The organism is Cellulophaga sp. Hel_I_12 (assembly GCF_000799565.1).
Taxonomy (GTDB): domain Bacteria; phylum Bacteroidota; class Bacteroidia; order Flavobacteriales; family Flavobacteriaceae; genus Cellulophaga.
The window spans coordinates 3,067,248-3,089,540 of the sequence record NZ_JUHB01000001.1 but is presented as its reverse complement, the minus strand read 5'-3'; the positions used below and the strand labels follow the sequence as shown (position 1 = coordinate 3,089,540).

Genomic DNA, 22,293 nt, shown 5'->3' with positions numbered 1-22,293 from the left:
ATTCTTCAATTCCCCAAGTATCATATACGTTTTAGTTGTGCTAACATAATTTCCATTCTACGTATCAAATCGTCATATGTAAAAATATCTATTATGTTTTTATACTTCCTTTTGATTATCTCAAAATCTGAAAGTTGACTTTCCGTTAGGTTATTATCTCTTCCCATAATAATCATCCCATTTGGATTTGTAATCTTTATTTTTAAATTTTCAGGAAGTCGACTTTTGTACTTTTCCGTTAATCTCTTTTCGCCTGCCGTTCCTGTTTTATTTAAATAGAAAATATATTTCTCAATTTGCATTATTGTTCCTGATAGGTCTCTGTTAGGTATGTGATTATCTCTGTATGGATTAGCCGACACTATATTTTTATCAAAAGGAATTTTTATTTCCACAATATCTAGATTTCCCATAAAGTCGATTAATCCATAATCTAATCTTCTGGTCTTATTATTATAGATATCCTTAAATCTTACTTCGTCAAATACAGCAATATACTTAGGAAAGAGCAATAATATTATTTCAATTATTTCTGCTTGCCATTGATTTTCTGAGTACTTGATTTCATTGGAAAGCATATCTATTAATTTTTCTAAAAGCGTTTGATATTTGATAATATCGGCTTCTCGAAATGTTTTTCTTAAGTTGCTACCATAAGTGGGTGTTTTCTTGTTTAAATAGTTTTGATAAGACTCTTCCTTATCCAAAATATGGTCAAAATAATTCTTTAAGATTGATGTGACTTTCGCTTGACGATATAGGCTAATTTCGTGTGTAGTAGGAAACACTTTGATAAGGTTTTCAAACTCTTCAATTGGTAATATTGTTTCTCTAGGACCACCAATATAGATATCCTCTTTTAAATGTTTATCTATTTGTAGTAGAAGTGAGGATTTAGATTTTACAAAAAAATAATCGAGATTTATATCCAAAGATTTATGAAAGAAAAAAGTATTAGCAAGTCCTAAAACTTCTCTATACACCCCATAGTAGTCATCCATCAATTCCCCAACCTCAAAAAAGTATTCAGATTCTTCATATTCATTTTCAACCTTTTTGAGAAGTGATTTACTATTTACATTGAAAATATGCTTAATTTTGAATGGAAGCTCTGTTTCTAATTTCTTATCTAGCCATACTGTAGGCTCATAATCGGAATAGTATTTTAAAACAAGTTTTGAATCTATTTTTTCTATCTCTACCAAATCTCAATATTTATTAGTTCTTTAAATTTCATTTATAATAGAAAGAAGCTCTACCAAGTTCATTGATTCTTCCTCTACCCAAGTGTCATCTTGAATTAAGCTCTTGATTGTTTCTTGTTGTTGCTCAGAAAAGTCCTTACTTTTTAAACCTGAAAATTCCTTTTTACGCCATTTACTTTTATGATGTGGTGAATTTACAGGTAGTGCATCATCTAATGTATTGGGCTCAATCAATGTAATTTCCTTTCCTTTTTCTTTAAAGATGCCTTTTATTCTAGAAAAAATGGATAATCCGTGATGGTCCCAATCGCAAAAGTAAAACAAAGGCAGTTCTATTTTTTTGGTAGGAATGTCTTTTAAAGGATTTGTATTGTTACCACCTACATACCATAATTCTATGTTGTTCTGTTTGTATTCGTAGGGCACTTTTAGGCAAGCTATATTTTCGCAAATAACAACCAACTTAGGATTTTCGCAATCTACAACAAAGCGCCATTGACTGTTTTTTGGGTCTTTCTCTGGGAATTCCTCAATCTCTAAAAGCTGTAATACGGCATTACGTAAGCTGGGTTTATTTGTTAGGTATTTTGCACCTTTACCTTTGAAAACTCTTGCTGAAAAGGTATATTCAGTTGTTAAGTGCTTTTTAAGTTCGTCTTTTTGATAATATATAAAGGCCAAACTTTTTAAGTCATCATCGTTGTACGTTTTGTGAGCGTTACTTTCTAATCCAGCTTTTTCAAAAAACTTAGAATAGTATTGAAAATAGTCCAAAAATTCTTCTTCGTAATATTCCTTAAAGCCATATTTTGCTTCCAAAATTTTAGGATTGCCCATTTTGGGTTTTATTAATTTTTTCTGCTTAATCAGCACTTGCTTAATAAAACTATTATTCTCAATCTTAAGATTAGTTTTATCATTCTTGTACAACTGGTTAAGACCAATTAAATATTTCCATTCAACACTTTTTTTCATTTTTGATATCTGCGAACTAGCAGCTTTCTAATTAGTTTGTATTCTTATCAAAATCCCCAAATATTGGAACTGGCTCATAATTTACTTTATCCGATTCTTCCAAATTATTATGAAGCAAATAGATATACTGATTTTGCATATCAACTTTATATGGTTGAATTGATAGCGATATAATCTGGTAATCATTCGCTTTTGCAATATCATAAAGCATATCAAAATTACTTCCTAGTCCAGCTGCTTCATCTATTGGCATAAATCGAATTCCATCCCTTACCTTATCTTTGGCTTCTCTATTAATTAATGAGAGCCTAGAAATACACAAAAGGGCAATTGCTGCATAAGTTTGACTTGTACTTCCAGGATTCTTTTTTCCGTGAACGGATTGAATTGTAAAATTTAGTCCGTAATAAGATTTAGGATTGAGCAATTCCCAAATTTTAGGTTTCAAATTTCTAGAGCCACCGCATTTGTAAAACGCTTCCTGCATTTTTTCTTCCAAAGAGGTGAATTTTTCCAATTCATTTGAAATACCTTGTAAAGCATCAAATAAATTGCCTTCACTAGAAACTTTAATATCCTTTTTGATTTCCTCAATAAACTCTTCCATCCAAGTTCTTGGATAACTACCTTCATAGTAAATGGATAATTTGGCTCTATGACCACCAGTAATTGTTTTATCGTCTGAGTCTATAAAATCTCTAATTTTCTTTGAGTAATATATCTGTTCACTAACCTCGTTATTGACTTTATCTATAATGCTCGTCAACTTTTGAAGTTTTCTAATATTCAATTTTTTGTTTTTGATATTAATTGCATCGAGCAATTGCTTAATGCGTGGAATTATCTCGTCATCTTCTAAATCCTTTTCTGAAAAAATCTCTGGCGGTAATATTTCCGCACAAATCTGTTTAAAATCATCTTCCCCCAAGTATCGCTTTTCTTTTTGCTTTAAAAATTCTTTTACAATCAAATCATATCTAATACCATATTGTTTTTCAGATTCAGAATAACAACCGTGCTGTTCTTCTAAAAATTCTGATTTTATACTTGTTTCTGATATTTCAATTTCTGAAGTAAAATCAGGATTGTTATTAATCAATTTTTCTAAATCAACTTTAAATACATCTATCTCTTTATCTTCAAATTTTAAATCCTCTGCAGCAACCTCTTTTCTAGATGTTTCATTTAAGATAGAAAGGAAAGAACTATACAAATCCTCTGAAGCGTTAATTTTTGATTTTATGGCTTCTAAGTCATTCGATTCTTTAATCTCGTATGTATACTTTTTTAATAGTAGAAGAATCTCTTCATCTATATCTGTAATGACAATTTTTTTGGAACTCGTTGTTAATCCTTTTATGAGCGCAGAATTATCAGACCTATTATCGTCGGCAAGCTTATATGTTTTTCTTGCCTTTTTTAACCCTTTATCTATCTGCTCATCTTCATCCAGTAATTTTAAATATTGGCTAATGGCATCAGAAGTTTCATCGAATAAATCGTGTTTATCAAAATTAGAATTTACATCTTTTGATTCCCAAGATAAAAGATACTCAGAAGGATTATCAAGACTGTTAAGTAATTCTTTTAACGTTTTCCAATTTTTAAGTTCAAGATCTAATAGTTTAATGTCATTATCTAAAGTCGCTTTTTGGCTCGTGAAATAGTCCTTTATTTTATCTGAATTCCCTGTATCGAATATTGGCTCTTTCACATACGGTATGTATTCTCGTATACCATTTAAATCCAGCCAAAATCCATTAGCTTCATCTTTTGTGATTTGTAGATTTTGAATTAACAGTTTTGGCTCAGGAATGTATCTTGAATTAATTCCGTTTGTTGGTTCTTTGGTGGTAATATTATCGTTTTGATATTTGTGAACCACACTTTCCTCTTGCAAGGTCAGTTTTCTTTTAAGATTTAATGCCCAATGTGCAAGGGAAGCTTTATCGTCTAGATTATTAAGGACTTTTAGTTTTCTTTTTTCTTCAAGAGAAGTTTCTAAACTACTTACTGTTTCGCCAATAGTTAGTAATGTGTTTTTATTCAGCTTATTGTTTTTCCCAAAGAAAGGATTAATTCCTTTTTCCTTTAATTGAGATTTAAAATATTTTATTCGCTCAATATCCTGTTTGTTTTTATGGTAGTTGTGATAGTGTTCTGATAGTTCTTGCCCTGTTTTTTCAAAATATTCCATCCAAGAAAAATACTTCTTCAGGTTATCACTTTTACCCTGCCACAACATTTTAATTGCCAAAGCTTTTTCAAACGCTTCATCTAAAGCTGATACGTTTAACTTCAGTTCTTCAACTTTAGCTTCTGCAAAATCTTTCAGCCCGCTTAATGTATTTCGATTATTATAAAATGCATCTAACTTTTTGCACATCTTGATATTAGACAATTCTATCTGCTGATTTAAATACTGATATTTTGTAGTCAGATAATTTGTATTGGCCTTGTCCCGCTCTTTTTTGAGATTGAGAAGTTCTTGCAATTCTGTCTGCTTATGAGTTAGTAAATCTATTTCTTCTCTGTTAGATTCAAACTGCTTAATATCGCCACTTAGCTCTTCTACTGCCTTATCAAACTCTTGCTTTAGTTCTTTTTCTTTATCATTTCCGAAGAGAAACTCTTGAATGCGTTCACTCTTTTTAATATCGAGTGATTCTCTAGAAAATGCTTGTATAATTTTCGCGTAACTTTTCAAGGATTCTTGGTTGATAGATAAATCAACGGGAATGATAAAATTTTCAAATAAAAGTTTATGAAACTTTCCCAGTCTAGACCACGATTCGCAGACTAACCTTTTAGAATCGAAAATATGATTCTTTAAATCATCAATAGGTAAGATGCTGTTATCTTTTAGAAAATCTAAAAAACCAATTGGTTTATTAAAAGCAATTAGTTCGCTCTCTGGCTCAAAATTATCGCCTTGCTGTATTACAAACGATTGTGAACTTCCTGTGCTTTCTAAGTAAATACCAATAATTACAAATTCATCTTTACCGAGCTCAACATTGATAAATGCGTAACCCATATCTGTACCATTTCCAGCAGTTCTCAAAACCATCGTTTTGGGCTGTCTTGGCTCACTACTATCGGTTGGGGAATGAAATGCACCAGAACCCACAAAAATAAGTTGCAAAATATCGGCAATCATACTTTTACCTGAACCACCTTCGCCTACAAAATCTGTTCTAAATGGATTAAACTCATAATCAAACGATTGATGATGCACTATACCTAAAGTGGATAATCTTTTTATTCTAGGATATCGTTTCATCTCAATTCATTTAATGTTTCGTCCAGATTATTTATCAAGTCTTCGTGTATGGCGATGAGCCTGTCGAAAGCTGGAAGCAAATCAAAATCATCATCATTAAGTGTAACCCAACCTATTTTTTTAAATTCCCTAAGTGCTGATTCTACAGTTGCATCAATAGCATCATCGTTAAGGTTTCCTGGGTTTGTGTTTCTAGATTTTGCAATTAGTCTATAGATACCTGGTTTTAAACCTTCGTAATCTATTCTAATCTTTTTCTGAAGGTCTTTTACTGAAACCACATCAATTTGATTATCGATAAAGAAAATCTTGTAGATAATAAATCCAATAATGACGTACTCACTTTTCATATGATGTCTGTTACTAGCATCGATTTTACCTCTTGTAGAACCTATGAAATCCAAAAAATAATAACCACTCGCTTCAGTACCACCAAAAGTTAACTCAACACTAAACAGATATTGATAATATGCTCTTAAGCTATCCTCATTAGAATAGATATAGTTGTAGTATTTAGCTTGGCTGCCTTCCCTTTGAAAATGCACGCCATCTTTAAGCATATAATCGAGAGATGCAAATAAATCTTGAGTATCTGGGTGGTTTAAAAACCGTACCCTTATGTCTTCTGTATGTTCATCTTCCATAAACTTATGTGCTCTATTTTGGTATTGGTTTGTTTGGTCTTGTTCATTTTAAAATTAAAATTCTTCGACTTATTTGCGTGCTGAATCGAACTGTAAATTGCGCTTACTGCTATCTGTCCATCATTGGTTTCTTCCATTATCTGAAAAAACGTTTTTGATAAATCAATGCTTCCTCTCAATTCAATTTCAGCGATAATATGCTTTTCCCACTTACTGATTAAATCTTGCTGATTGAGCACATTTAAGATGCTCTGTGTATTTTCCTCAATCTTTACAGTATTGGATGAATAGGTAGTTCTCTTCTTTGGTTTTGAAGGAAACAATTCCCTTTCTCGCTCAACGATCGTAAAATTTGGTGTATCTATATGTAGGATAGGGTTAGCAACATTATCTGGCAATAAGGTTGCCTTTTTACTGTCTACTGTACTTTTATCTAAAAGAAAATGTAGAAACTTTTCAACCTTAGTATTAAATTGAGGTCTATTTAAAATAGCAAATAATCGCCTAATTTTTGGCTGAATCCTATCTAACTTCCTGTCAATGGAATCTAGCCTTTCATTAAGATACTTTATAAAAAAGTGTACATCTACAATTAAATCATCAGCTTCAGAATCTGTGTCCTCTCGCTTTTCTAAAATTGAGCGGATAACTTTAGTTTCAGAATAGGCCGCTGCTAATTCTTTACTTTGGTCTTGCGCCTTATCGAGATTGCGCTCTACTTCTTCTAAAAGGTCGATGAATTTCTTATCTGAATTTGTCGTATTATCCTTAAGCTTGTTTACTGATTCTATAATTTGTCTATCTAAAAAATCTACCTGTTCTCTAAGATCGGGTTCGTATTTTTTAAATTCAGTTTTAAGCCAAAACTTTAAATCATCTAAAGTTTCTCTTTTTCTTAGTGAGGCTGTAAGAAGAATGCAAATTTTCTCAATATGAGTAGGGCTGAAATTACCTTCTAAGGTTTCTTTAGCATAAGCATAAAACCTATAAGCATAGTCCTTAAAATAATATTTTTGAGTTTCTTGATTGTAGTCTAAAAAATATTCCTGAAGTTCTTCAATGTGCGCACTATAGATTTCTTTTGGGTATCTCTCAGTCGTTTTGCTTATTTGAGCGAAAGCATCGTGCAAATCTTTCTCAATAAATTTCCCATCAGGAAGTGATTTATCATCGATTTTTTGAAATAAAACCATAACCGCTAACCCTACTTCTTTCTTGGGGAAAAGTAGCTGATAAACACCTGGTTCTTTAATCTCTTTTACAAAGTCAAAATTTATTTTATTGTTTTCGTTCAATTTTTATATCAGGGCATTTTTTTAACAAAATTCCCCATAAAGATAATTAATTGAGATTGCCTTAGTTACGGTTATCCATATTTTTATTAAATAGACCTTTAACTTCGGCATATAATAAGTAAATAAGAGACCTGAGGTGCAAAAAACGGGCATAGTATACCACCTACAGCGGATTAAAGTGATCATAGTGGAGCGGGTGAAAGTGAACCACTTGCGGCGGACGAAAGTGAACCACTAAAAATCGATTCTATTTGTAAAGCTTTAAATATCTTTTTATAAAAAGATATTATGGCCAACAAACAAATAGAAATGCGAAAAATAAAACAGATTTTCAAACTTTACAGTGAAGGAGTCAGTAAGCGTCAAATAAGCCTAATCACAGGGCTATCACGTAATACCATCACTAAATATATTGACTTTTTTAAGCGCTATGGGCTTACTAATTACGAAGTGTCTTCCATGACACTCGAGGAGCTGAACAGACTTTTTAAAACCGACCAAAAAGGTAAGAGCCAACAACTATTGACTCTAGAAACATACTTTCCTTATTTCGACAAAGAACTGCGCAAAACGGGTGTAACCAAAGAGCTACTCTGGCAAGAGTATGCTTCCAAACATCCAGATGGTTACAAACTTTCCCAGTTTAGATATTGGTACCGGGAGTGGGCTAAAGAAGTGTCTCCAGTGATGCATTTTACACACAAAGCTGGCGATAAACTTTTTATTGATTTTACAGGTAAGAAGCTTTCCATCGTAGACCGTTACACAGGTGAGATACAAGATTTAGAAGTCTTTGTTTGTGTATTGGGAAGTAGCCAATATACGTATGTTGAGGCTTGTGAGAGCCAAAAGAAAGAAGACTTTATAGCTTGTGTAGAAAATGCACTTTGGTTTTATGGCGGTGTACCACAAGCTTTAGTGCCCGATAACTTGAGGGCAGCAGTTACTAAAAGTAGTCGTTACGAACCGAAAGTAAATGAGACTTTTATAGATTTTGCTGAGCATTATGAAACGGCAGTACTTCCAACTAGAGCCTACAGACCTAGAGATAAAGCCATCGTCGAAAATGCTGTACGTATCATATATACACGTGTCTTTGCGCCATTGCGTAACCAAACGATCCATACTAAAGCTGCACTGAATAAGGCTATATTAGAACTTCTTAAAACCCATAACAGCACCTCTTTTAGGGGGCGTGAATATTCTCGCTATTCGTTATTTGAAGAGATTGAAAAGCATCAGCTCAGACCATTGCCAGCAAAACGCTATGAGATTAAACGCTACGCTAATGCAACGGTTCATAAAAACAGCCATATTTATTTTAGTAAGGACAAACACTATTATAGTCTGCCCTATCAGCATATAGGCAAGCGTATCAAAATGGTTTACTCAGATAGCGCAGTAGAGATTTACTACCAGCAGGAACTGCTTACGGTACATCCAAGAAACAAGCAAAAATATGGGTATAGCACGATAAAGGAACACATGCCTTCCCATCACCGCTTTATCAGCGAGTGGAGCAGTGAAAAATTCATTACCTGGGCAGAGCAAGTTGGTAATAATTGTAAGGTGTTAATCATTAACATATTAGAAAAGAAACAACACCCTGAGCAATCCTACAAATCGTGTTTAGGCATATTGCACCTTACTAAAAAGGTAGGCAATACACGGCTAGATAATGCCTGTAAGCGAGCATTAGACTATGGAGCGCATAACTACAATATTGTAGAGCGTATCCTTAAAAACGGCTGGGACACTTTAGATGAAGATATCGAAGATCAACCAGATATCCCAAACCATAGCAATATTAGAGGGAGCCATTATTACAAATAAATTTAAACCAAAAACAATGAATAAACAGACATTAGAACACATGAAACAACTAAGGCTATACGGCATGTACAGAGCCTTTGACAGCAGTTTATCACCACAAAGTATAAACTACACAAATGATGAACTCATCGCATATCTGCTCCAAAGCGAATGGGATGACCGCCAAAACAGAAAGATAGAACGGTTAACAAAAGCGGCACGTTTTAGATATAGTGCTGTTATGGAAGCTATCGATTTTGATGCTTCAAGACAGCTAGATAAAAATCAAATACAACGCTTTGCTAGCTGTGAGTTTATAAAGCAAAAACAGAATATCCTTATCACAGGAAGTACAGGTGCTGGAAAAAGCTATATAGCATCAGCTATTGGTCATCAGGCGTGTTCATTGGGATATAAAGTCATGTATTATAACACGAATAAACTTTTTACCATGCTTAAAACATCAAAAGCAGATGGCTCTTATTTAAAACAAATCAATAAACTAGAAAAACAAGACCTACTGATTATAGATGACTTTGGACTCAAAGCTTTAGATGCTATAAATAGGCACTCTTTTATGGAAATTATTGAAGATAGACACGGAGAACACAGTATTATTATAGCTTCACAATTACCAGTAGAAGCATGGCATGAAATTATAGGAGAACAAACCATCGCAGATGCCATTTTAGACCGCCTTGTACATAATGCACACAGAATACATATTAAAGGAGAATCGATGCGTAAAAAAATGAAAAATAAAGACTAAATTTAACCACAAATGAATCGATTTTGAGCACTTACTTTGCTATGCTCACTTTCATCCGCCGCAAGTGGTTCAATTTGACCGCCCTATCCAACAACATCTTTAAACTCTTTCAAATAATTTTCGGTTATTAAACTATGTCTTGTAGTAACTAATTTCTTGAAGTTTTCTTTATCATTTTGAAGTAAAGAAAATTGTCGCAAATATTTAACATTATAAAAGTTCTGACAGATTTTATCAAGTGTATATGTTTTCCCAGAAGAACGTCCTCCAACTATAACATTTAATCCCGTTGATAAGATTATTCCATCATCAGTTGCTTGAAAAAAGTCATTACCTTCCTCTTTTGAAAGGAAAACTTTTGTTTTGTCATATAAGCAACCTTTAATGGCATTAAGTGTATTTTCTTCAACGTCAACAAAGGTTTGTCTTGTTGGATATGACGTCATATTTTCAATAAATCTACAATCACTAAATATCACGGGCGTGAGTTTATCAGCTTCTTTTATACAAGTTTTGAACTTTCTTAAACTTGTTACTTCGCCAGCAAAAATGTTATCTCCTAATTTTTTTATAGTTTCAGGCTTGATATTTGGTTTTTTATCATAATGCGGGATTAACAGATAATTTTTGAGGTCTGGGAAAACTTCCATTAACTGCTCGTAGCTAATCGAATCATCTTTAGTTGTAATGAGTGCTTGGATTTTTTGACATTTTTGCGCAAAATCATCAAGATTTTCATTTTCTGAAATTAAAAGTAAATGACCACCTTCCAAATCAATTTCTATACCTGGAAAAATTTTAATATTTAACTCTTGGCAAATATGTTCGAATTGAGTCTTATCAAACAAGTTGTGATTGGTAATCGCAATACAATCGATTTCAAGCTTATTAACATATTCCTTCAATGATTCTATATGGAACGTAAAGTTTCTATCGCTGATAGATTGTACTGTATGAATGTGTAGGTCTATTTTCTTCAATTCTCAATGTTTTTTAAATTCCCATCAACTTTTTATATCGACAATAAAGATAATATTATCTCGATAATTTAACAGAAATGAACCTACATTCTATTAACAGTGAATGCGTTCTTTACTTAAAAATAGACCGCGCCTCATCATAAACCCGTTCAAAATTAACCTCCAAATCAGCTTGAGAAAACTGTTTCGATTCTTGTGGAAACTCTCTTTTTATGATGGCTAACTTGAACTGTATCTTTTTATCCTTTCCATCCGCATAGGTTATGAATTCGCCTTGTTTCAATCTGAAAAACACATCAGCCCGAATTTTAGGTATTTCCTTTTCGCCAGTAGTGATACGGGTATCAAAATCAAGATTATGTCCTCGGCTTATACTTTTGGTTGGGTCTTTAATGATTTCAAAAAAGCGTTCGTAATATTTTGCTGTGTCTGGGTCATTGACCTTTCCGAAAAACTGATAGGACAAATTGCTCAAAATGGCTTTGCTTGCTTTATCTCCATACATCATATCGTTTTGGATTTTGTCCTGCATCACATAAATCGTAGAAATATTATAGCTTCGAAGTGTAGCAGGAATACGGTGCATATTCAACAATCGTATCGTAGGCGCTTCTTCCATCAAGAGAAAAGATGGTTTGCTATTACGAACACTCATTTGCTTTGTAATGGTGTGAATGATGGTCGCTATTACAGGCGAAAAAGATGTTTCAAATTTGGGGTTGTTCACTATCGAAATCACACAAGGATTTTCTGGGCAATTGATATTTAAGGGTACTTCATCCGCAGACAACGCCATAAAAATGCGCTGTGTGCTAATTCGTTTCAGCGCATTGGCCAAAGTGCTTTTTACACCTGCGGTCTGTCTTTCAGAATCTTTTCCGCTTATAAAAGCATCTGCCATTGCTCTTGAGGTGGTGTTGGTTTCCAAAAACTGGATGAGGCTTTCTGTGTCCAAATATTGATAAATGGCGATTAAATGTGGAAGAGTACAGAATTGGGGATAAGTAGTTTTTAATTTCCATATCAATCCACCAATCAATCCTTCCGCAGCATCGTTGAAGAATTTTGTTGTTCCGGTTGTTCCTGATTCCCTTTGTTCCAAAAGGTTTTCGATTAACACCCTCGACACCTCATTTACGCTTTCCTCGTTCTCTAAATAACGTGGCGCAATAGGATTTACCCTGTGGATGATTTTATCAAAGGAAATGACCTTAAATGGGATATCGCCATCCTTAAAGAGTGGATAAGCCATTTCGGTCAGTTCAAAATCTTTGTAATCGTGAATAATTCCGCAAAATCCTTCTTTTTGAAAGTGTTTCAGGAATCCATACACAACACTCTCGGTCTTTCCACTTCCGGCAGAACCGATGATTGATGCTCCACGTTTGATGTTGTCCAGTTTAAAGTTTCCTTTTGTAGTGGCAAAGTTGACCTGATATTTGGCATTTCCATTTTTAGGCGTGTCCGTTTTATGCAAGAAAACATACATTCCTATATTAATTAATATCAGAGGACAAACCAAATAAAGTGCTATTTGAACCAATGGTAATTGTTCATTTAAATAATAAACAAGAACGCCAATCAATAGAAGATTGACTACAAATGCAAATCTGCTTATCCGAAATATTCCATAGAAAACACTACTGGCCAAACCAATAATAAAAAGTACCGTTACGAGATTGTCCATTTGCATAGTTTTAGATTAGATTAGATTCCGATGGAACTTGATTTAATGGCCACCTCTGCACCACGTCGTAGCCTATTAAAAATTTTCATCGCCAATTGTGCCTGTGTGACTGGAATACTGGGCATCATTGGGATGCCACTTTTCCCCATTATTTTGAACGCCAATGCTTTTTCGTTGGTGGGCAATTTCATTAGTGAAGCAAAATAGATTTTCGGATTCTTAATGAAATCCTTTCTTGCCTTATAAGTTTCAGCGAAGTTCCTTTGATAGTCAAATGTCCTATCGAAAGTCTTTTCTGCTTTTGTAAAAAATCCATCTCTGTCAAATCCCCGTTTTACCGTTTTACCATTTAATTCAACATCGGAAGCTTTGTATTTACTTCCTGGGGACAAGCTGAATTTATTGGAAGCATCCTTACGGCTCACAATTATATGGATATGACTTTGGTTTCCTGCTTTTGGCATTCCTTGTACGATTCGTTTTCCGTTCTGTTGGTGTGGGGCTTCTCTTTCGAGTTTCCCTATTTCTTTTTCCAATTTTTTCACATTCCCTTCTGCTCGTCCATCTTGCACATTTCGGATTTCAGTTTTTAGTTGAAGTATTTTTGTGGCATACGGTTGGTTTTCTTTTATCTGAAAGTCCGTTCCTTTAAAGGCTCTTTGGTGTTCAATTTTAGCATAGTATTTTATATCATCGATTGTAATGGGTCGCCCATTGATTTCGCGATTAAATGAAGCCACATAATCCTTCATAATCTCACGGGTGTATTTTTGCAAATCCTCACTATGGTTCTGCAACCGTTTCAGTTCGTATTTAGATGGGCTTACGGTAATGGAATAAAACCGTGGTTCGTGCTTTTCGAGTTTTGCCGTATTGCCATCAATTTCCTTGACCACTTCCTCTGCTGAAATCTCGTCGCCGTATTGGTTAAAAAAATGTTCCATATCCTGCTGTTCCAGTCCTTGGTTTTCCTTCTCCAGATAACCCACAAAATCAGCCGAACTTTTAGAATAATTGCTTCCCATTTTTTGAGGTGTTATTGTTATGTACATAGCTTAAAATTTTAGACTTCGTTGTTAAGGTTTTGCTTTTCGCGAAAGCGTACTTCCTTTTTTTCTTCGGCATATTTCTTTTCCACTATTAAAGGTTTTTTGCTTGGCTGTTCTGTCTCAAAAAGGGATTGAATCATTGCAACTGTAGGCTTGGTTTGGGTCTTTTCAACATCCCTCATTATAGCGATTACTGCATTGATTCTTTTCAGTAACTTGGCTTCGATGGTTCGTCCTGTCGGACCTAATTTTTCTTTTGGAGATATCTCATTGTAGAAGAAAAAATCAAGAATGGCTTCCATCGTTTCCGTATGTGTCTTGAAGTGCTTTTTTGAAAATTCCTGAAAACGTTTGGCAGTTTTCCTTTTGAACCTGATGGTGATGAATGAATCCATTTTCTTTCGCTTTTTTTTGTGTTTGACGTAAATCCATCCCTGTTTACAGACTGTGTGGGGGCATTTGACGCAAATCGAAGAAATTTATATAATCCATTAATTTTCAAGTATTTGAAAATCAATGGATTATACGCCAAAAGGAATATGTAACGTGGCTCTGCCCGTTACCCTCTTGCTATTCCTTTTCGTTCGCCACAGGCGAACAAAAATTTCATACAATCTGGCTAAAAAGCCAATTGCCTTTTAGGAATTCGAAAATTCCTCAATGTAAAATATAGATGGATACAGCTATCAGCGAAAGTTAAAAATGGGATAACTATATGAATTTATGTGAGCTGAATTTCAGCGAAATAAAGATACGCTTTTTTCTCGACTTAAAATTAATTGCATACAAAAACACCTCCAAAATTTAGAGGTGCTTGATTATTAAGTTTAGAAAATTAGATGTTGAATATGAACTTATAGGAATATAAATTTCGTAATGCTTCTTCCTCTATCATCGTTTCAAAACAGGTATAATTTTCCCTTACGTATTTGCGAATATCATCGCCAAATTTTCGTTCCACATCTTTTTTAGAATTTTCTAAAAGTCGGTTTTGAGCCTCTTCGCTCAAGTCTGTAAAATTGAGATATACCATAGCTTTAAATTTTAGTATTCGCTTGGTAACATCAGCGTATCATTTACAAAAAATAACCGCAGTTCATCGAGCGGAAAATCAGTTACCCGATAGCCGTGTTTTTCCAAAATATTGTCGTTGCCATCTGTATAAATAATTTCAGCTTCATATCCTGTAAAATCTTGTTTTTCCTCGGACAATCTTTTAAAGTCTATGGTTATAAACTCGCTTCTGTTCATCAGACTTTTTGCAATTACGGAAGTGTCCGTAATGAGCCAAAAACAATCTGCTACATTAGCAAGATATTTTAGTCCGTCTGTAAAACGTGTTCTTAATAATGGAATTTGATAGAACATTTCCGTACCGTGAAAATGTTGCAATCCTTCTTTTATTTCGTTAACTTGTGCTTTCATTGTTCATTTATTTTAAGTGAATAATTAAAAGAGGGCACGAACTAATTGAAAACTGGTATCTGTGCCCTCTTGGATTTTTATGGTTACTTACCATTTTTAGACCCGAGCAAAAGAATTTCCCTTGCTACAACTTCGGTATAGTATCGTTTTTCGCCTTCCTTGGTTTCATAAGAGCGTTGCGCCAATTTGCCCGCAATGGCAATTTGTTTTCCTACTACTGCATATTTCTCAATGATTGAAGCAAGTTTTCCCCAAGCCACAATACTATGCCAATGGGTTTCCGATTGCTTCTGCCCTTTTGAGTCTTCGTAATTTTCATTTGTAGCCATTGAGAACTGCGCCACAATTTTTCCATTTTCAAGATTTGTAACCTGTGGGTCTTGCCCAAAGTTCCCGATTAACTGAACGTGATTTTTAATAGTTTTCATAATAAAAATTTTAAAGATTTTTAATGAAAAAGGGCGCAACTTTCGAGAGGAACGCCCTCTTTAATTTTTAAGAATTACTTGTCATTTTTACTTCCAAGTAAAAGGATTTCATTTGCTTCAATTTCGGTTACATATCTTTTGACACCTTCTTTGTCATCGTAGCTTCGAGATTTCAATTTCCCTGTAACACCTACTTCCTTTCCTTTACCTACATATTTTTCAATAATTTCGGCAGTCTTGCCCCAAGCTACAACGGTATGCCAATTAGTTTCGGTTTGCTTTTCGCCTTTGGCATCCTTGTAATACTCGTTTGTTGCGATTGAAAAACGGGCTACTTTTTTTCCGCTTTCAAGGTTCGTGATTGTTGGCTCTTGTCCAACGTTTCCGATTAACTGTACGTGATTTTTTAAAGTACTCATAATAAAATATTTAAAGATTAATTAAAATGCTATCTGAACCATTCAGACAGTTTGCGTTTATATTTTTTTGAAGTGATTTACTTATTATATCTTGAGCGTTTTCCTTTTTTGTTTTTTTTGGTGTCGCTTCCCTTTGTATGTTTTTGTAAGATTTCATAAGTTTTATTTTAGATTTACTTCCCATAGCGCCCTCGCTGTTACCTTTTTTTGTTGCTGATACAGTTTCAATATTTTGAATTGATAAGGACTTATAAAAAGTGAAGCGCAGCGCAACGGTTTATGCAGTCTGTTCAAGTTCAAAATGTTGGTATTTTGCTGGCAAAAAAAGGGTATAACAGCGAGGGTGCGGATGTAGGTCTAAAAGCTTTTGTGAAGTATAAAAATGTAGGAAGCGACACCAAATCATTAAATGGAATTCCGATTTGGCGGACGCTATTCACGATTTTGGCTTGGAAATGTAGTGTTCCTTCCCAGAGAATCGGGAAGGGTTAACGGAATGGAAAGTCGAAATTGGGGATTGTGTCCAAGATATTTGTAGTGAAGCTCTTTTCCCGAAATGTAGCTTTTCGCGAAATGCAGGGGAATGTGCTGAATGGCTTATGAAACTCGTATTAAATAAAAGGGTGAATAGTTAGCTCACTCTTCAAAAAGTACTTTTTGATTTTCAGATAATATATTTGTTTCTGATTTTTCAGCTATTTTTAATCTATCTTTTAAAGCCTTTCTTCTTTTATCATAAATCCAACTTCTCAAACTATTCAAACGTCCCATTTCATATTCTGAAAGTTTGCTTGGTGTGATTTCAGTCATTGCATTCAATTGGCCACTATTCTTAAACTGAATTGCATACTGAAGACCTAGCCAAGTATAAATATTTACCCATTCGGTAGGCATTGGTGCTTCATAAGTTCTGGGCATCATATATGCTAAAGTTTCTGTAAGCGATGCCATTTCTTCTTGTTGCATTGAACATAATAGTCGTGATAATTTTATGTTTTTAAGTATGTCTCTTGGTATTGTATCTTTCCAAGCAGATTTAAAGACAATGATGGGACTGGTGAGACAATCCATAAAATTAAAAACGAAATCGTTACTTCGCTTTTTGTTTGATTTCGATGATTTTTTCTGTGTAGATTCGGGTTCACACTCGAATCCAAAATCAAGTTGTACAAAATTAAAATTTTCCATAATGTGAGGTTTTAGTTTGAATAATGATTTAAAAGTGTTCGGTAGTACAGCTGATGCTTATCTCTGTAATAAGCTAAATGAGTCTCTGCACTATCAATTGTGTAATTTTCACTACTCAATTGATAATGTTCTTCCGCTTCTTTTAATGAAATGCTGGGTTTTACAGATAATTGTTTCATAATTTTATATTTTTTAGTTAAACAATATTTGAGCATTACCCAAACGGAAGCTAAAATCACAGCTCAAAAGGAAACGGAATAAATAAGCGTTGATGGTGCGATGGCTTTATGCCGTAGTAACCTCCAAAACAAGGATTTGGGTCATAAAATTCAATAACTTTACATATGGGCTTCGGGTAGTCAAGACCTAAAAGAAATTGGTGTTTTCAAACCCTTGCCGTAGTCTGGTCCCTCCCGTTGTAGGTTTTTCATTGGTGATGCCCAGCAATCCCTTATAGAAGATTACAGAACGTAAAAATGGGCGGACCCGAGGCTCTTTTGTTTAACCTAAAAACAGTTCTGAAATGAAAAAGACAAAAAAAGAAGTGGTCGAAATGGCCATGATGAACCCAAATGCAGCGGGCATCGACATCGGTAGCACGGAACATTGGGTGGCAGTCCCGGAAGATAGGGACGCTGAAAGAGTAAGGCGTTTCACAGCCTTCACTTGTGACCTGCACCAAATAGCGAGATGGCTTAAAAAATGTGGCATTACAACTATCGCCATGGAATCAACGGGCATTTATTGGCTCAATCTTTTCCTCCTTTTGGAAGACTACGGTTTCGAGGTATTTCTGGTAAACGCACGAAATGTCAAGAACGTAAGTGGCAGGAAAACGGACATGAGCGATGCGGAATGGATACAGAAGCTTCATAGCTGTGGGCTTTTGTCGAACAGTTTCCAGCCGGACAACTATACCCGGGAACTGCGCACTTACACCAGACACCGACAGAACCTGATCCGTCAGGCCAGCCGCTACCTCCAGCACATGCAGAAATCCATGGAACAGATGAACATAAAGCTGCACAAGGTAATTAGGGATCTTGCAGGAAAAACAGGCATGTCCATTGTTAGCGCAATCCTTGACGGGGAAAGAGACACGGAAATATTGGCGGAGCTCAGAGACAGGTGCGTCAGGGCGAGCAAGGAGACCATAATGAAATCCCTGGAAGGGACATGGCGGGAAGAATACCTGTTTACACTTCAACAGGCCTACGATTCCTTCCATTTCGTGCACGCACAAATGCAGCAGTGCGATGAAAATATAGAAAAGGCACTTAAAAAAAGGGAAACGATCGAGGTTCCCGGCGAGGATAAAGACCCCGTTAACAAAAAGAAAAAAACGAAAAACAAGAACACCCCAAAATTTGATGTCGACAGTTACCTAAAAACACAATTGGGTGTGGACATTACCCAAATAGACGGTATAGATAGCCTGAGTGGACTGAACATCCTTGGGGAAATGGGAAGTGATTTCAGTAAATGGCCTACAAGGAAACAGTTCCTATCATGGCTGAACCTTGTCCCCAACAACAAACAATCAGGAGGAAAGCTGATTAGCAGCCACCTGATGAACAAAAAGAATACCGCCGGGCACATATTCCGGAAATGTGGCAGCTGCCTTTGGAAAAGCAAAGGGCCTTTGGGTGATTATTACCGAATCCAAAGGGCTAAAAATGGCGGTAAGGCGGCCGCGATTGCAACTGGGAACAAACTGGCATCCATAGTCTACACCATGGTAACACACCAGGTTGAATACGATGAATCCATTTTAGTAAAAATGAAAAGGCACAGTCAGCAAAAGAGGCTCGACAACTTGCAGAAAAAGGTTGCCCACATACAAAAGGAACTCGAAGAAGCAGCTTGATATTCAAATATTTAAGAAGGAGTTATATAGAAGTCTTTTGATGGGTGTATTTTACGAGTTTACCTTTGCGCAGATATTGATTGATTATTTATCTCAATTTTAGCGGACTTAATTCACGATTTTGGCTAGGGAATGAAGCGTCCCGTTCCAGCGCAGCGGATCGGGTAAACGTAATGGAAAGTCAAAATTTGGGATTGTGTCCAAGACCTTTTTAGGTAAGCTCTTTTCTCGGAATGTAGCTTTTCGCGAAATGCAGGGGAATGTGCTTACTGGATTATGAAAACAAATTATCCTTATTTAGTAGGGTTTAAAGCGGACTTGACTTTAAAGATATAGATTGGGAATGAAGCGATTCTGCCATTTTTATGGCAGGTTCAGCGCAATGGAAATCGGAAGATTTGAAGTTGTGTCCAAGACCTTTATAATGAAGCGTATTTACCGAAATGAAGCTTTTTGCGGAATGCAGGGGAATGGGCTGAATGGCAATATTAATGTCGATTCAATTCATCATCAATATTTTGGTTTCCATTTCCAATTACATTTAGGTGCAAACAATTCTGGATTGAAATAGATTTCGCTAATTAAATCAAGAAACTTATTACTTCTCAAAAGTCCACCGCAATGTTCTGGTTCAGTGGCAATTGTGAAACCTTTTATGCGTTTAAAAATCCAGTTAATTAATGGATTATCCTTGTTTAGCATTCTTCGTATTTCTTCTTCCTGTAAGTAGGTAAATTCAAATGAACCATCACTTAAGCCATTCTTTACTGAAAAGAAGTCCAAATCAATATCAAAAAATACAGATGTTTCTGAAGAATTCAATAGTGCATCTTGTAAGGCTTCATACGTTTTGAATTTTTTGATTGCGTGGCTGTTTTCATAGGTATCAATCAGTTCTTCATCTTTCCAAGTGTTCTGACCAAGCTCTTGTCTACAATGCACATAAATATCCCCAATCAAATTGAGATAGGCTGCACTTAAAATATGGCCATCATTAAGACCATTGAGTTTTGCCCACGAAAACAAAGATACTTCCGCATCACTTTCTAAATCCAAATTATCTAACCATTTCCTTTCTGTTTCACAGGGATAGCATAAATCTTGGTGCCAATCTAATGAAATTAGACAAGGCGGATTATTACCTTCGTTTTTCCGTACCCATTTATTCCAGTAGAAGAATGCATACCGATGTTCTTGAAATACTGCAAGTTCAATTACTTCAGTTTCATTTGCTGGATGTGATAATATCTCACGTAAAGCCCCTGGTGGTTCAATATGGTATGGGTTTCTAAATTCAATCATTTTAGTTTTAACTCTTTTTCTTTTTTTCATATTTATAACATTTCCACCGCCTTATACCAATAATAAAATATGGACTTATCCGGCTGGCGTTTCAATTTATTCAGGTATGCCCAATCTGCTTTTTCAATAGTAAGCTCGCTTATATCTTGTCCCTCATAATATTCAATTTCTATAATTTTTGGTTGCAATAGGATTGCATTCAAGTAAGCAACTCTGGCCGAAGCTGCCATTGCTTCTTCTATCCTAAAATGTCCCGTCATTAGAAATGCACTACCAAAACTGCGAATACCACGGTTTAAATCTTCAAATTTCTTTTTTGTTTCAGCGGTGGAATTTCGTTCCCTTTTTGAAATTATAGTGCAAGTGTTTATGGAATCCCACAGTACCTCTGTTTCTGTAAGATTTCTTTTGTTGAAATTTTCATCAGAACTTCTATAGGATAGTTCAGCTTTCGCGAAAGCGGAAAAGCTTTTCTTCACTATGTTTATATCGGTAATGTTTTCAAATAGTTTACCTAAATCAAACAACTGCTTGCAGATTTCCATTGCAAAAAGCTGGTCTTGTTTGTAATATGGAATACCAATGGTCTCTGGTGCAAAAGCAGTAAGCTTATCGCCACAGATGGAATTTACCGAAGGTGTGGTAATTGATATTATAGGCTCATTAACCGATAGCCAAGGAATTTCAATGGAAGATTCTATGAGCTCTGGATAATGCGGGCTGTCAAAAAGAATATCCAACAGAATGGTTCCTGGAACGTTTGGGTTGTAAACCGAATCAAATTCAAAAGTATAATGTGCCTTTGGCACGCCTTCTTTGTAGCTTCTGCGTTCATTCAAAGTGTGGCTTTTAAAATGTGAGTTGGCAACAACTGTATCAAGGATTTTTTCCAATGCGTCACGTTTTAGACTTGAAATGATGTCGATATCTATTGAAAACCGATTGCCTTCTTCAAGTAAAAGCACGAGTGAAGTGCCGCCTTTAAAGACAAAATTAAGTCCTTCTATTTTTAGATGTTCTAATAAAGAAAATGCGTGAACCATTTTTTCCAAAATGGTCACATTAATGCCTTTGTGTTCTTTTTTTGCTCGGAAAATATCCAGCCACTCTTTTGTGAAGCTTTTGTTTTCAATCATTGATTACGTCCTCTAAAATATTTGGTATGTGGTTATTCATAAATTGCTTGATTTCCTGTTCTTTCTTTCGTCTTTTCGCATAGCTAAAGAGCTTTGTGAAATTAATACTGTATCGCTCAAGTATCTTTTCATAAATATTTATGAGTTCAGAGCCTTGGTAAAAATGGTACAGGTTTTCATCGGCAAACAAGTCCACCATTATTTTTTCAAGCGTGGCGACTGGAACTACATTTTTTTTATCTTTCAATTTACTTATCGGTGCTCTGGTAACGAGACGTTTTATGACCACGGGGACAGCACTCTCAGAAATGTAGAACTCAATTTCCTTGTCATCGGGATTTAAGAAAAAATCCATTTTCAAGGAATCATTTAGATAATAGTATAGTGATTCGGTGAATTCCTTTTCCACTTCCACCACAATCATTTGATTGGATACCTGATGCTGTGTAAATTCATTGAGCCATTGGTTTTCCCATATTGCATATTGGATTTCCTTAAACCGTTCATTGGTCTTACTTGCTATTTTTAGAACGCTATCAGACAGTACTGGTCTATACTTGGGTTTATAGGATATGATATACAACCCACGACCAATAGTTTTGATGATGTCCTTTTTCTTCAGGTCATAAATTCGCCAACTAAAGGTGCTTTCCTTCAAATCCGGTTCAAAGTCCAAATAGAACTGAAATAGTTCGTCCCTATCAAACGAACTACGTCCTTTAAATGCTTCTATAAGCTTATTTTCTACAATCTTTGGCATAATATCTATATCAAAACTTTGCCAAAAGTACAAAAAAGTGGCGAATATTTGAAAACTAATTATCGCCAC

Annotated in this window: 22 protein-coding genes; 4 read left to right on the top strand and 18 right to left on the bottom strand. The window is 35.0% G+C overall.

The annotated features are described in order from the left end of the window. Positions 1–20: 20 nt before the first annotated feature. From GQ45_RS13375 to GQ45_RS13355, 5 genes are read right to left on the bottom strand one after another with little or no spacing between them, the layout of a single operon-like run. Positions 21–1,205 (bottom strand): Shedu immune nuclease family protein, encoded by a 1,185-nt coding sequence (locus tag GQ45_RS13375; RefSeq protein WP_052188233.1) that lies wholly within the window; start codon positions 1,203–1,205, stop codon positions 21–23. A 21-nt stretch (positions 1,206–1,226) separates the two neighbouring features. Then, positions 1,227–2,180 (bottom strand): hypothetical protein, encoded by a 954-nt coding sequence (locus GQ45_RS13370; protein WP_047418768.1) that lies wholly within the window; start codon positions 2,178–2,180, stop codon positions 1,227–1,229. Between the two features lie 31 nt (positions 2,181–2,211). After that, positions 2,212–5,463: a hypothetical protein gene (locus GQ45_RS17660; RefSeq protein WP_052188232.1), complete on the bottom strand. Its 3,252-nt coding sequence runs from the start codon at positions 5,461–5,463 to the stop codon at positions 2,212–2,214. After that, the gene (locus tag GQ45_RS13360) at positions 5,460–6,107 is read right to left on the bottom strand and encodes a hypothetical protein (protein WP_047418767.1); all 648 of its coding nucleotides are present in this window, start codon (positions 6,105–6,107) and stop codon (positions 5,460–5,462) included. The genes GQ45_RS17660 and GQ45_RS13360 overlap by 4 nt, the downstream gene beginning before the upstream one ends. Further along, a complete protein-coding gene (locus GQ45_RS13355; RefSeq protein WP_047418765.1) occupies positions 6,080–7,402 on the bottom strand; it encodes a hypothetical protein in 1,323 nt (440 codons plus the stop codon). Before GQ45_RS13355 ends, GQ45_RS13360 begins: the two co-directional genes overlap by 28 nt. 288 nt (positions 7,403–7,690) lie before the next feature. On the opposite strand from GQ45_RS13355, the gene istA reads away from it, so the two are divergent. Further along, the gene (istA, locus tag GQ45_RS13350) at positions 7,691–9,235 is read left to right on the top strand and encodes an IS21 family transposase (protein WP_047414181.1); all 1,545 of its coding nucleotides are present in this window, start codon (positions 7,691–7,693) and stop codon (positions 9,233–9,235) included. Between the two features lie 16 nt (positions 9,236–9,251). After that, positions 9,252–9,983 (top strand): IS21-like element helper ATPase IstB, encoded by a 732-nt coding sequence (istB, locus tag GQ45_RS13345; RefSeq protein ID WP_047414086.1) that lies wholly within the window; start codon positions 9,252–9,254, stop codon positions 9,981–9,983. An 83-nt stretch (positions 9,984–10,066) separates the two neighbouring features. On the opposite strand, the gene GQ45_RS13340 is transcribed toward istB, so the two are convergent. The 8 genes from GQ45_RS13340 to GQ45_RS13305 form a co-directional block, all read right to left on the bottom strand. Further along, positions 10,067–10,963: a PHP domain-containing protein gene (locus GQ45_RS13340; RefSeq protein ID WP_047418764.1), complete on the bottom strand. Its 897-nt coding sequence runs from the start codon at positions 10,961–10,963 to the stop codon at positions 10,067–10,069. Between the two features lie 112 nt (positions 10,964–11,075). Beyond that, entirely contained in the window at positions 11,076–12,656 is a 1,581-nt protein-coding gene (locus tag GQ45_RS13335; protein WP_047418763.1) for a type IV secretory system conjugative DNA transfer family protein, read from the bottom strand. Positions 12,657–12,670: 14 nt separating this feature from the next. After that, the gene (mobB, locus tag GQ45_RS13330) at positions 12,671–13,702 is read right to left on the bottom strand and encodes a MobB family relaxase (RefSeq protein ID WP_047418762.1); all 1,032 of its coding nucleotides are present in this window, start codon (positions 13,700–13,702) and stop codon (positions 12,671–12,673) included. A gap of 11 nt (positions 13,703–13,713) precedes the next feature. Next, positions 13,714–14,094 carry a BfmA/BtgA family mobilization protein gene (locus GQ45_RS13325; protein WP_047418761.1) on the bottom strand — a complete coding sequence of 127 codons (381 nt, stop codon included), beginning with the start codon at positions 14,092–14,094 and terminating at the stop codon, positions 13,714–13,716. A gap of 440 nt (positions 14,095–14,534) precedes the next feature. Continuing rightward, positions 14,535–14,732 carry a hypothetical protein gene (locus tag GQ45_RS13320; RefSeq protein ID WP_026754830.1) on the bottom strand — a complete coding sequence of 66 codons (198 nt, stop codon included), beginning with the start codon at positions 14,730–14,732 and terminating at the stop codon, positions 14,535–14,537. An 11-nt stretch (positions 14,733–14,743) separates the two neighbouring features. Beyond that, entirely contained in the window at positions 14,744–15,124 is a 381-nt protein-coding gene (locus GQ45_RS13315; protein ID WP_047418760.1) for a DUF6876 family protein, read from the bottom strand. Positions 15,125–15,207: 83 nt separating this feature from the next. Further along, positions 15,208–15,552 carry a single-stranded DNA-binding protein gene (locus GQ45_RS13310; RefSeq protein WP_047418759.1) on the bottom strand — a complete coding sequence of 115 codons (345 nt, stop codon included), beginning with the start codon at positions 15,550–15,552 and terminating at the stop codon, positions 15,208–15,210. Between the two features lie 74 nt (positions 15,553–15,626). Further along, positions 15,627–15,971 (bottom strand): single-stranded DNA-binding protein, encoded by a 345-nt coding sequence (locus tag GQ45_RS13305; RefSeq protein WP_047418758.1) that lies wholly within the window; start codon positions 15,969–15,971, stop codon positions 15,627–15,629. Between the two features lie 312 nt (positions 15,972–16,283). Here GQ45_RS13305 and GQ45_RS13300 point away from each other — a divergent pair, with 312 nt between their 5' ends. Beyond that, the gene (locus GQ45_RS13300; protein WP_037348907.1) at positions 16,284–16,463 is read left to right on the top strand and encodes a hypothetical protein; all 180 of its coding nucleotides are present in this window, start codon (positions 16,284–16,286) and stop codon (positions 16,461–16,463) included. Between the two features lie 144 nt (positions 16,464–16,607). On the opposite strand, the gene GQ45_RS13295 is transcribed toward GQ45_RS13300, so the two are convergent. Both GQ45_RS13295 and GQ45_RS13290 read right to left on the bottom strand, forming a co-directional pair. After that, entirely contained in the window at positions 16,608–17,159 is a 552-nt protein-coding gene (locus GQ45_RS13295; protein ID WP_047418754.1) for a hypothetical protein, read from the bottom strand. An 11-nt stretch (positions 17,160–17,170) separates the two neighbouring features. Then, complete coding sequence (locus GQ45_RS13290) at positions 17,171–17,338, bottom strand: hypothetical protein (protein ID WP_154192220.1); 168 nt, start codon at positions 17,336–17,338, stop codon at positions 17,171–17,173. Positions 17,339–17,682: 344 nt separating this feature from the next. On the opposite strand from GQ45_RS13290, the gene GQ45_RS13285 reads away from it, so the two are divergent. Continuing rightward, positions 17,683–19,026: an IS110 family transposase gene (locus tag GQ45_RS13285; protein WP_047418552.1), complete on the top strand. Its 1,344-nt coding sequence runs from the start codon at positions 17,683–17,685 to the stop codon at positions 19,024–19,026. Between the two features lie 510 nt (positions 19,027–19,536). Here the strand turns inward: GQ45_RS13285 and GQ45_RS13280 are convergent. The 3 genes from GQ45_RS13280 to GQ45_RS13270 are packed head-to-tail and all read right to left on the bottom strand — an operon-like array spanning position 19,537 to position 22,224. Next, on the bottom strand, positions 19,537–20,358 hold the full coding sequence (locus GQ45_RS13280; protein WP_047418751.1) for a hypothetical protein: 822 nt from the start codon (positions 20,356–20,358) through the stop codon (positions 19,537–19,539). 2 nt (positions 20,359–20,360) lie between these two features. Further along, entirely contained in the window at positions 20,361–21,464 is a 1,104-nt protein-coding gene (locus GQ45_RS13275; RefSeq protein ID WP_047418749.1) for a nucleotidyl transferase AbiEii/AbiGii toxin family protein, read from the bottom strand. Next, positions 21,457–22,224, bottom strand: a complete 768-nt coding sequence (locus GQ45_RS13270) for a DUF6577 family protein (RefSeq protein ID WP_047418747.1) — start codon at positions 22,222–22,224, stop codon at positions 21,457–21,459. Before GQ45_RS13270 ends, GQ45_RS13275 begins: the two co-directional genes overlap by 8 nt. Positions 22,225–22,293 lie beyond the last annotated feature (69 nt).